Here is an 8,295-nt window from a genome sequence, read left to right on the forward strand (position 1 = left end):
ATGAAGTTATGTATTACAGGCGGTGGAACAGGCGGTCATTTGATGATAGCAGAAGCGTTGGTAGAAGCTGGGGTAAATGATGGGCATGAAGTGATATTTATAGGCTCAACCAGCGGACAAGATAGAAAATACTTCCAAGAACACAGCGCTTTTTCACATGTATATTTTTTAGAAACTACAGGCGTAGTAAACCAAAAAGGATTTGGTAAACTAAAAGCACTGTATAAAGTTTTTAAAGCCTTTTTCATCTCAAGAGCTATCTTGAAAAAACATAAAATTGTGGCGACTTACAGTGTTGGTGGTTTCTCTGCTGCTGCGGCATCAATGGCGAGTTTGAGCAGGTTTATCCCTCTTTTTATGCATGAACAAAATGCCGTAATTGGAAAATTAAACTCAATACTAAAACCATTTTCTACAAGATTTATATCCGCTTATGATAAGAACTCGCCTATAAAAGGTTATCCGCTAAAAGAAGAGTTTTTTGCAAACGCCAGAGTTAGAAAAGAACTAAAAACTATCATATTTCTTGGCGGTTCTCATGGAGCCAAGGCTATTAATGATTTAGCTTTGAGTGTTGCTAAAGAGCTTAAAGATTTGGGCATTAAAATTATTCATCAAACCGGTGAAAAAGATTTTCAAAGAGTAAAAAAAGAGTATGAAGCCTTAGATGTACATGTAGAACTTTACGCCTTTACAAAAGAGCTGCATACTTTAATAAGCAGTGCTGATTTGGCAGTAAGCCGTGCAGGAGCAAGTACACTTTGGGAACTTTGTGCAAACGGATTACCGGCTCTTTTTATCCCATATCCATATGCCGCAGCAGATCATCAGTTTTACAATGCAAGATTTATAGTTGATAATAACCTTGGCTGGTGTGAGAGAGAAAGTGAAGATTTAAAAGCTAAACTAATTTCTATTTTAAATGAAGAACTTGAAGATAAGAGCAGGGCACTTTTAGAGTACGCTAACAAAGATGTAGCTAAAAAGATGATTCAAGATGTGCAAAAGGTTATAAATGATTAGAGAATTAGCACAAGACTTGGTAGATTTGATATTTGAGTGGGGTTATTTGGGCATCTTTTTGCTTATGACGGTTGAGAGTTCATTTATACCATTCCCAAGCGAAGTAGTCCTTGTTCCGGCTGGCTACTTAGCATCTAAAGGTGACATGAGCATTAGTATGATAATGGCCAGTGCATTGGGTGGGTCTATGGTTGGAGCTTTAATAAACTACTACTTAGCTCTTAGTCTTGGAAGAAGAGTTCTTGCCAAATATGGAAAATATTTTTTTATAAAAGAGAATGCTTTAGATAAGATGGACAGCTACTTTGCCAAGCATGGACATATCTCTACTTTTATAGGAAGGCTAATTCCCGGAATCCGTCAGCTTATCTCAATACCCGCAGGGCTTGCTCGAATGAATTTGGCGGTGTTTTCTACATACACTGCGCTTGGAGCAGGACTTTGGGCTTTGATTCTCGTAATGCTTGGATATTTTATAGGCGAAAATGAAGAACTTATTAGTATGTACTTAAAACAGATAACTATAACTGTGCTTATTGCCTTAGTTTTATTGGCTTCTTGGTATTATAGTGTTCAAAAAAGAAAAAAAGGATAAAATAAATGAGCCATCTAAATGAAATGTTTAATGCAGGGTTTTTAGGCACTCGTGCTCCGGTTTTTATGGATATAGTGACACTCATAGTTGCGCTATTGCCTCTTTTGGTAGCCGGTGCAATATCGCTAGCCAGAAACAAACATTATAAAGCTCACTCATATATTCAAATATTTATATTTGCTTTTTCTGTTATTGTTCTTTCATATTTTGAGTATGGCGTAAGACTTAGCGGTGGCTTTGATGCTTTTATGCACGAGAGTTCAGTCTCTTACAGTTATGCATTTATGGTTTTAATTTTTCATATAGCTATCTCAATAATTACATTGATAATTTGGGCGGCTGCTATCTTTAGAGCCAAAAAAATGATACAATCTTATACACATAGAAAAGTGGGTCTGATTACATTTGCTGGAGTTGTACTGACTTCACTGACAGGGATATGGGTCTATTTTTTAATGTTTGTATATTAGGCATAGTCCACTAAAGAGAGCTTGTAATTAAGCTAAACAAAGGAGTTAAGATGAAATACACAATTCAGTTTAGAATTTGGCACTGGCTAAATGCAATCGTAATTTTAGGTTTATTAGCTACTTTCTTTTTGAGAAAAACATTTCTTTCTTGGAGAACAAACTCTGAGATATTGATGACAAAACTCTCAGAGGTTGGTATAGAAATAACGGCTGAACAAGCAAAAATGCTTGCAAAAGCTGTTCGTGCCGGTATGTGGGAGTGGCATATCATATTCGGGTATGCACTTGCATTTTTAGTACTTTATAGAATTTATCTATTTTTTGCAGACACAAGTGAAAAGGTAAATTTTGACTCTTTAGATATGCACCATAAAGCTGTTAAAATATCTTACTATCTTTTTTATGCAATATTGCTGTTTATGACTGTAAGCGGTCTAGGGATACACTTCTATCAAGAGTTGGGCATGAGTAAAGATTTTGCAGGAAGCATTAAAGATATACATGAAAATGTTGCTTATGTGGTTGCTGTTTTTGTTCCTCTTCATATTGCAGGCACATTTGTTGCAGATGCAACGGACGAAAAAGGTCTTGTATCTACTATGATACACGGCAAAAAAATAGATTAAAGCAAATTAAGGAAAATGTGTAAATGATAAAAATAGATGAAAAAGCTCCAGAGTTTTGTCTGCCAAACCAAGATGATGTAGAAATATGTCTGAGAGATTTAAAGGGTAAGTGGATAGTTTTATATTTTTATCCTAAAGACAACACTCCTGGTTGTACAACAGAGGCTTGTGAGTTTACAGAGGCTCTGCCTGATTTTAATGACCTTGATGCAATCATACTTGGTGTAAGCGCAGACAGCACAAAAAAGCATCGTAATTTTATAGAAAAAAAAGAGTTGGGTATCACGCTTTTAAGTGATGAGTCAACTAATATGATGCAAGAGTATGGCGTGTGGCAGTTAAAGAAAAACTATGGAAAAGAGTATATGGGAATCGTTCGTACAACACTGATTATAAATCCAGAAGGTATTGTAAAAGCTGTCTTTGAAAAAGTCAGAGTTAAAGATCATGTAGCAAATGTTAAAGCAAAATTACAAGAGTTAAAGTAAGAAGTTATATCTACATGTAGAAAATTTCTACATGTAGATACCAATAGTTTAAGATTAGTATCTGTATCTGATATATAGACGAATATCTTGAGCTGTATCTACATAGTTAGCAGCATTACCACCCATCGAGCTATTAATTAAAAATGGTGTTCCTGAACCAGTACTTCCATCAGCAGATCCGCCAAAGAATCCATTACTTCCGCTATATTTATAATCAATATATGTATAACGAAGCTGCATAGATAAAATGTCATCTACCAAGTACTCAGTCATATAAGCCTCATAAGCATCACCGCGAGCAGCTAGTTTTGAACCTATGTTTGTATCTTCACCATAAGTTATACTTCTCCAGTATTTACTACCGTGATTGTACTCAAGTCCCCATCTACCGTCTTCTGTAAGAAGTGAAGGAAATTGTGTACCTATCCAGTATGATGTACCAGTTTCTGTTTCAGTAGAACCAAGCATTGCCATTCCATCTTTAGGATTAGTAACACTTGCTGCACCACTAATAAAGAAAGTAGTATCATCTAGGAAATCGCTGATTTCATTACCTATACCATTTATAGAAAAATAAGCAGTTACACTATGCATACCGCCGACTGTATCAAAACCAGCAGAGTAGTCATTAGGATTTTTAACATCTATAAGATTGTCTGCATAGTAGTAGAGTGCAGAAAATTTATATTGTCTGTCGTCATATGGTGTAAAGATAAGACCTGCAATGTCCATATCCGGATTAGCATTAGCGTCATTATCAGCATAAGGAGTTCCTGCAAACTTCGGAGCAGCGTTACTCATACCGCGACCAAGACAAAGCTTAACAGATGTTCCCCACTCTTTATTTAGAGTAAACTGTGAACTAAGACCGTCAAACTCAACATTGATTGAATGTCCTAATGGAGAGTTAGGTTTGTCATCATCTCTAAGATTTACAAGATGACCACCAGTTGATGGACGACGACCAATACTGAATGTCCAAGGAACATCTAGACCCATAAATTCTTGTTCTTGCCATAGGAAATAAGCTGAACGAACTCTGATTTGATCATCATAAGCATTTTCGTTTGCTATCCAGTCAAAACCGTCAAGCGACGCATTTGTACCAGATGTACCTGAACGAGCTCCAAAAGCTTTATTGTAAGCAAGTTGACCTATAAAAGATAAGTTGTTTGTCGCTTTATAGCCCATATCTATCCAGAGTCTGTTTGTCATAAAACCATTGTTTTTAGCTTCACTTCCATCAGCCATCTCATAGTTTATATTTTCTATCGCAAATCTATAGTCAACTTTAAACTTCAAATGAGAACCAGATGTTCTTCTGTTAAGCTCAGAAACTGTCTCTTCAAGGTCAGAGATTCGCTCTTCATCAGAAATAATGTCTTCACCATCTTCCTCATCTTCATCTTCATCCTCTTCAACAGAAGCAACAGTTCTTACAGCATCCTCATCATCGGAGCTCTCTTGATCAGATGCTTCTTCTTCCTCATCCCCTTCTTCTTCCTCGTCTGCAGGTGCAGCAATTTTAGAAGATTTTAGTGCAGCAATCTCTTGCCTTAACTGATTCATCTCTCTTTCCATAGCTTCAAAGCGTTCAAGCATCGACTGTGCATTTAAGTTAGTGCTTAAAAGTGCAGCAGCTGCCAAAGATAGCAGTAGTGGTTTATTCATTTAAATCCCTTTTTTTATAATTAAAGCATTGTTTAGTAATATAATACTTTTTTATAAGTTGTGTATAACTATACCAAGAATATATAAAACTTATTTTAAATTGTGATAATTTTATAATAAATAAATATATATGTGTTTATAGTGTTACTTGTATGTGTAGTCATAAAAAGCTTAATTTAAATATATTTTGAGTATAATTCGCGGATTTTTCTTTACTGCAGTCGTAGAATATGAAAACATTAACAGATTATGTCAAAAGTTAGTGCAACTCTCTTTTTTAAGAGATGTTTGTTCGACATTCTCAAAGCTAACTAACAAAACTCTGGCTTGAAAAAACAGCCTTTAAGGATTACCTATGGTAACTATGAAAGACCTATTGGAATGTGGTGTACACTTTGGACACCAAACTCGTCGTTGGAACCCGAAAATGAAAAAATACATCTTTGGTGTTCGTAAAAATATCTATATTATAGATTTACAAAAAACTCTTCGTTACTTCCGCAACACTTACCAAATCGTTGTTGATGCAGCTGCTGAAGGACATACAGTTCTTTTTGTCGGTACTAAAAAACAAGCTCGTAACTCTGTAAGAGATGCAGCAATAGCTTGTGGTATGCCATATGTAGATAACAGATGGTTAGGTGGTATGCTTACTAACTTCCCAACTATTCAAAAATCTATTCGTAAACTTGATATCATTACTGAGATGCAAGAAAATGGTCAAATCGATCTTTTAACTAAAAAAGAAGCTTTAATGCTTTCAAGAAAAAAAGAGAAACTTGATCAATATTTCGGTGGTATCCGTAATATGAAAAAACTTCCTGATATGCTTTTCGTTGTTGATGCAGTAAAAGAGCACATTGCTGTTTTAGAAGCTAGATGTTTAGGTATTCCGGTTGTAGCTCCATTAGATACTAACTGTGACCCGGATTTAATCACTTACCCAATTCCTGGTAATGATGATGCAATCCGTTCAATTCAACTTTTTTGTCGTGAAATGACAGAGGCTATCAACGAAGGTAAAGCTCTTAGAGATGCACCTGCTGAAGAAGAGCAAGTTGAAGAAGTAGCAGCAACTGAAGAAGCTCCAGCAGCAGAAGAAACAGTAGTTTCTACAGAAGAAGCTCCAGCAGCAACAGAGGAAGTATAATCATGGCAGTTACAGCAGCACAAGTAAAAGAATTACGCGCAGCTACTGATGCGCCAATGATGGACTGTAAAAAAGCTCTTGTTGAAAATGACGGAGATATGGCTAAAGCTACTGAGTGGTTAAAAGAACGCGGTATTGCTAAAGCAGCTAAAAAAGCTGATAGAGTTGCTGCTGAGGGTCTTGTTGGTTTTAAAATAGCTGATGACTTTTCTCAAGCTACAGTAGTTGAGATTAACTCTGAGACTGATTTTGTTGCTCAAAATGAAGGCTTTAAGAACTTGGTTTTAAAAACTACAGAAGAGATTTACAGCACTTCTCCTGCTGATGTTGAGTCTATCAAGTCAACAGAGTTTGGTTCATACTTTGCTGAGACAGTAGCTAAAATCGGTGAGAAAATCGACATCCGTCGTTTTGCTACACTTAAAGCTGATGATGATACTGTTGCTCTTAATGGATATATTCACTCAAACAACCGTATTGCGGTTATCGTTTTAGCTAAATGTGATAGCGCTAAAACAGCTGAAGGAATGAAACCGTTTTTGAAAAATGTTGCTATGCATGCATCTGCAATGAAGCCAACAACTCTTTCATACAAAAATTTTGATCCTGAGTATGTTGAGTCTGAGACTAAAGGTAGAATTGAAGCTCTTAAAAAAGAGAATGAAGAACTATCTCGTCTTAAAAAACCTCTTAAAAATGTACCTCAGTACATATCTATGATGCAACTTACTGATGCAGTTATGGCTCAAGCTGAAGCTGATATCAAAGAGGCTTTAAAAGCTCAAGGTAAACCAGAGCAAATCTGGGACAAAATTGTTCCTGGACAAATAGCTCGTTTTATCCTTGATAATACACTACTAGACCAAGAACAAGCTCTTCTAGATCAACAATATGTTTTAGATGACAAGTTGACTGTAGCTCAAGCTGTTCAGGCTGAAGCAAAAAAACTTGGCGGTTCTGCTGAGATTGTAGATTTCGTTCGCCTTGAAGTTGGTGAGGGAATCGAGAAAAAAGAAGACGACTTCGCTGCAGAAGTTGCTGCACAAATGGGTTAAGCTTTTAGCTTACCCAACCCCCTTTATAAACTTTCACACCTCCAAAACAAAAATATTTTGCTATAATTGAGTCATTAAACATGAATATGCTTTATTTACTATTGTCATGTTAGAGGATGAAAATGCAAACCACTCAACTAGTTTTTGATGTAATAGACAAGATATCTTACCCCGTAATTTTACTAGAAGAAAATGAGAAAAAAGAGTGGTCTGAATCCTATATTAATCAGGCGATGGGGACTGTTTTAAAGCGTAAATCAGCCGATAAAGAGAAAAAAGTAGATTTGACAGATAGTGAAATCTCTCTTAAGAAGTTAATCGATAAGTATAATGAACAAGAGCATAGGGACTCTTATACTCTTCATGATGTTGATATATTTGACGGGGTATATAATGTACATTTCAATCATAACCAGAAGCAGCTTTTAATTATTTTTATGCAGATTCCAACAAAAGAACTTTTTAATAATATCACTTTTAATGACTTTAGCGGAGCATGTAATTCTATAATGATTGTTCTTGATAGCGGCGGAAATATTGTTGATACGAATGAGTATTTTTCAAATCTAGTAAAAATGAAAAAAGAGTTAGTTTTAGGAAAGAATTTTTTTGAAACTTTTATGCCTACATATATAGATAAATTGAGCCCATATCTTAATGACATATTAACTAAAGATAGTTATTCTCAGCATTTTGTTACTCCACTCAAAGATTCAAATGGTAAAAACTACCGAATAAATTGGCAGGTATCAAAAATTATTAAAGGCGAACAGACATATGTAATCGCTGTTGGGAGTGATATTACAAAGTTTATTGAGGAAAACAGCGATTTAAAACTCAAGCTTACAAGTATTAAAGTCGGATTCGATTATTTTCCTTTAGCTATTGGATATATGAATGCATCCGGTAAATTTATTACAACTAATCCACGCTTTAAAGAGATGTTTCATATTGAAGATTCAGACGAAAAAATAATGTTTGATCAGATAGCTCCTTTGGTAAAGCACCAATCATTTGAAAAAACAAAAGAGTATCTTGGGCTAATAAAAGAGATGAGTTATAATATTAAGTATGATGACAAAGGTAAAGAAGTAAATCTAAAAGTAGATATTCGGCTTTTAGCTTCAAAAAAAGCATCATCAAACTTCTATATTGTTGTTGTTCAAAAAATAAACTGATGATTTTTTAAAAATTGTTATATAATTTTCTAATAAGAG

The 8,295-nt window shown here is 35.2% G+C and carries 9 protein-coding genes; 8 read left to right on the plus strand and 1 reads right to left on the minus strand.

The window, feature by feature from the left end; genetic code table 11:
• The 5 genes from murG to bcp are packed head-to-tail and all read left to right on the plus strand — an operon-like array spanning position 1 to position 3,202.
• Positions 1-1,023: an undecaprenyldiphospho-muramoylpentapeptide beta-N-acetylglucosaminyltransferase gene (gene murG, locus OQK60_RS07830; protein WP_297685769.1), complete on the plus strand. Its 1,023-nt coding sequence runs from the start codon at positions 1-3 to the stop codon at positions 1,021-1,023.
• Complete coding sequence (locus tag OQK60_RS07835) at positions 1,016-1,618, plus strand: DedA family protein (protein WP_297685771.1); 603 nt, start codon at positions 1,016-1,018, stop codon at positions 1,616-1,618. Before murG ends, OQK60_RS07835 begins: the two co-directional genes overlap by 8 nt.
• A gap of 5 nt (positions 1,619-1,623) precedes the next feature.
• Positions 1,624-2,088: a DUF420 domain-containing protein gene (locus OQK60_RS07840; protein WP_297685773.1), complete on the plus strand. Its 465-nt coding sequence runs from the start codon at positions 1,624-1,626 to the stop codon at positions 2,086-2,088.
• Positions 2,089-2,138: 50 nt separating this feature from the next.
• Positions 2,139-2,714, plus strand: coding sequence for a cytochrome b (locus OQK60_RS07845; protein ID WP_297685775.1), 576 nt, complete (start codon positions 2,139-2,141; stop codon positions 2,712-2,714).
• Positions 2,715-2,737: 23 nt separating this feature from the next.
• Positions 2,738-3,202 carry a thioredoxin-dependent thiol peroxidase gene (bcp, locus tag OQK60_RS07850; RefSeq protein WP_297685777.1) on the plus strand — a complete coding sequence of 155 codons (465 nt, stop codon included), beginning with the start codon at positions 2,738-2,740 and terminating at the stop codon, positions 3,200-3,202.
• 54 nt (positions 3,203-3,256) lie between these two features.
• Here the strand turns inward: bcp and OQK60_RS07855 are convergent, their stop codons facing one another.
• The gene (locus OQK60_RS07855; RefSeq protein ID WP_297685779.1) at positions 3,257-4,873 is read right to left on the minus strand and encodes a DUF3373 family protein; all 1,617 of its coding nucleotides are present in this window, start codon (positions 4,871-4,873) and stop codon (positions 3,257-3,259) included.
• Positions 4,874-5,228: 355 nt separating this feature from the next.
• Between OQK60_RS07855 and rpsB the strand changes: the two genes are divergently transcribed.
• The 3 genes from rpsB (at position 5,229) to OQK60_RS07870 (ending at position 8,256) form a co-directional block, all read left to right on the plus strand.
• Positions 5,229-6,023, plus strand: a complete 795-nt coding sequence (rpsB, locus tag OQK60_RS07860) for a 30S ribosomal protein S2 (RefSeq protein WP_297685781.1) — start codon at positions 5,229-5,231, stop codon at positions 6,021-6,023.
• A 2-nt stretch (positions 6,024-6,025) separates the two neighbouring features.
• The gene (gene tsf, locus OQK60_RS07865) at positions 6,026-7,078 is read left to right on the plus strand and encodes a translation elongation factor Ts (RefSeq protein WP_297685783.1); all 1,053 of its coding nucleotides are present in this window, start codon (positions 6,026-6,028) and stop codon (positions 7,076-7,078) included.
• Between the two features lie 122 nt (positions 7,079-7,200).
• Positions 7,201-8,256: a PAS domain S-box protein gene (locus OQK60_RS07870; RefSeq protein WP_297685786.1), complete on the plus strand. Its 1,056-nt coding sequence runs from the start codon at positions 7,201-7,203 to the stop codon at positions 8,254-8,256.
• The last annotated feature ends 39 nt before the right edge of the window (positions 8,257-8,295 follow it).

This window comes from Sulfurimonas sp., assembly GCF_026196735.1.
In the GTDB taxonomy this organism is placed as follows: Bacteria; Campylobacterota; Campylobacteria; order Campylobacterales; family Sulfurimonadaceae; genus Sulfurimonas.

Excerpts from the sequence above, each read along its gene's own strand:
- tsf (WP_297685783.1), top strand. The coding sequence starts at position 6,026 with ATGGCAGTTACAGCAGCACAAGTAAAAGAATTACGCGCAGCTACTGAT.
- OQK60_RS07855 (WP_297685779.1), bottom strand. The coding sequence starts at position 4,873 with ATGAATAAACCACTACTGCTATCTTTGGCAGCTGCTGCACTTTTAAGC.
- bcp (WP_297685777.1), top strand. The coding sequence starts at position 2,738 with ATGATAAAAATAGATGAAAAAGCTCCAGAGTTTTGTCTGCCAAACCAA.
- murG (WP_297685769.1), top strand. The coding sequence starts at position 1 with ATGAAGTTATGTATTACAGGCGGTGGAACAGGCGGTCATTTGATGATA.
- rpsB (WP_297685781.1), top strand. The coding sequence starts at position 5,229 with ATGGTAACTATGAAAGACCTATTGGAATGTGGTGTACACTTTGGACAC.
- OQK60_RS07840 (WP_297685773.1), top strand. The coding sequence starts at position 1,624 with ATGAGCCATCTAAATGAAATGTTTAATGCAGGGTTTTTAGGCACTCGT.
- OQK60_RS07835 (WP_297685771.1), top strand. The coding sequence starts at position 1,016 with ATGATTAGAGAATTAGCACAAGACTTGGTAGATTTGATATTTGAGTGG.
- OQK60_RS07870 (WP_297685786.1), top strand. The coding sequence starts at position 7,201 with ATGCAAACCACTCAACTAGTTTTTGATGTAATAGACAAGATATCTTAC.
- OQK60_RS07845 (WP_297685775.1), top strand. The coding sequence starts at position 2,139 with ATGAAATACACAATTCAGTTTAGAATTTGGCACTGGCTAAATGCAATC.